Here is a 2,295-nt window from a genome sequence, read left to right on the forward strand (position 1 = left end):
GGGCTCTGGTCCACTTCGTGTGGTCGCGTACGCAGCGTGACTGTCGATCTCCTCGTGAGGCTGGCTGAGATAGCCCGAAAATCGCCCGGTCGGTGTGCGGTGTGGCCGACAGTACTGCGCCGTGAACGAAGTACGGCCGGAACTCGATGAGTTACTGTTCTCCTCGCTGGAGAACGTGTTGGTGGAGTCGGTCGAGGCAACCGACATGACCGTCCGGATCGAGGCCCTGAGCACTGCTCGGCAGGCGACCTGCCCTGGCTGCGGGTACTTGTCGGGGCGAATACACGGCTCCTATCTGCGGTTTCCTCACGATCTACCGACGACGGGCAGGTCCGTCGTGGTGGCATTGAGGGTGCGCCGGTTCGTCTGCGCGGAGGGCTCCTGTTCGCGCAAGACTTTCGCCGAGCAGGTTCCGGGACTCACTCGCCGGTTCGGCCGGCGAACGGAACGGCTGCGATCGACGCTCATCTCGATCGGCCTCGCGCTCGCGGGCCGAGCCGGGGCTCGCATGACAGACGTCTTCGGGGCGCCGGTCAGCCGGAATACCCTGCTGCGGCTGATCGCCTCGCTGCCCGATCCTCCCATCACGGCGCCCCGCGTGGTCGGCGTGGACGAGTACGCCCAGCGCAAGGGCCGCATCTACGGAACTGTCCTCGTCGACGTCGAGACACGTCGCCCGATCGATCTCCTGCCGGACCGGGAGGCGGACACGCTGGCGGCCTGGCTCGCCGAGCGGCCCGGCATCGAGATCGTCTGCCGCGACCGAGCCCCCTTCTTCGCCGAGGGCGCGACCCGTGGCGCCCCACAGGCCATACAGATCGCGGACCGGTGGCACCTCTGGCACAACCTGGGCGAAGCCGCCGAGAAGTGCGTCCACCGGCACCGCGGTTGCCTGCGCCCTGCACCAGCACCGCCCGATGAACCACCGGAGGAGGCGGAGCCGGCCGCGTCATCGCCCTGGCCGACGGGCCACCGGTTCGCCGAACGCACCCGCGCCAAGCACGCCACCATCCACGCGCTTTTGAAGGCCGGCCACAGCAAGCGGTCCGTCGCCCGGCAGCTCGGCATGACGCTTAACACAGTCCTGCGCTTCTCCCGGGCCGCCACACCGGAGGAGCTGTTCACCGGCCAGTGGCAAAGCCGCGCGACCAAGCTCGACGCCTACAAGCCCTACCTCGACCTGCGCTGGCAGGAAGGCTGCACCAACGCCTGGAAACTATGGGAGGAGATCAGAGAGCAGGGCTACCCGGACGGCTACGGCAACGTCCGCAACTACGTGAGCAGGACTCTGCGCGGCAAACCCCAGCCGGTCGGACCCCGGCCGCCATCGGCCCGCGCCGTGACCCGCTGGCTCCTGACCCACCCGGACGCCCTGGTCGAGAGCCACCGGATCCAGCTCAAGGCCGTGCTGGCCAACTGCCCCGAGCTGGACGTCCTCGCCAAGCACGTGCGGACCTTCGCCCACATGGTCACCGACCTGCAAGGCGACCAACTGCCAGAGTGGATCGAATCAGCCAGGGCAGCTACCGGCCTGCCCAGTCTCAACCGGTTCGCCCACCACCTCGAACGCGACCTTGACGCCGTCGTCGCCGGACTCTCCCAACCGTGGAACTCCGGTGTCGTCGAGGGCCATGTCAACCGGATCAAGATGCTCAAGCGCCAGATGTTCGGTCGCGCAGGATTCGAGCTCCTCCGCAAGCGCGTCCTGCTTGCCTAATGACTATGTCAGCGGGCCTGCTCCGACTGCCTGTGATCGTCATCGATCCTGCGGGGCATCACGCCGAGGATCAAATTTTCGAGGGCGTGCGGCATTGGCCCGAAGCTGGCGACCCAGGTTTCGATAAGGCAGATCTCACTGTCCTCATCGATACCGAGAAAGAATCGGCCGTGATCGAGCTCGCCGAGCGGGAAGAGACGTCTCCCCAAGGAGTCGCTCCACTCGGAGAACCGGTCATCCTCTCCCCAAGCCAGCTCCGGGTCCAGCTCGAATGGTTCCCGGGCACGGTTGACTCCCGGGCCGCCGATGCTCACGGTCAGCCCTCCGAACTCCTGGAGAAACCTCTCCGCAGCGTCGTGCATGACGATGCCGACCGCTTCGAACATGGACCGCCAGCCGGTCGTGTCGACCCGTCTGCCCGCCGTCCATCCGGAAGCCTCCAGGACCTCAAGTACCTCCGGCGACCACTCGCTCATGACAGGCCCAGCCCCCCGGCTTGAAACATGAGGCGATCATCCCAGCAGACGACCCGAGAGAGAACAGCGTGCGACCGCACCACAAGAAGTGGACCAGAGCCC

The 2,295-nt window shown here is 66.8% G+C and carries 2 protein-coding genes; one reads left to right on the forward strand and one right to left on the reverse strand.

Translation table 11 applies throughout. From position 1 onward, the window contains the following. Positions 1–205: 205 nt before the first annotated feature. Entirely contained in the window at positions 206–1,717 is a 1,512-nt protein-coding gene (locus AQJ46_RS51160; protein ID WP_225887687.1) for an ISL3 family transposase, read from the forward strand. A gap of 8 nt (positions 1,718–1,725) precedes the next feature. On the opposite strand, the gene AQJ46_RS51165 is transcribed toward AQJ46_RS51160, so the two are convergent. Next, entirely contained in the window at positions 1,726–2,193 is a 468-nt protein-coding gene (locus AQJ46_RS51165; protein ID WP_059212214.1) for an SUKH-3 domain-containing protein, read from the reverse strand. Positions 2,194–2,295 lie beyond the last annotated feature (102 nt).

It is taken from the genome of Streptomyces canus, assembly GCF_001514145.1.
GTDB lineage: Bacteria > Actinomycetota > Actinomycetes > Streptomycetales > Streptomycetaceae > Streptomyces > Streptomyces canus.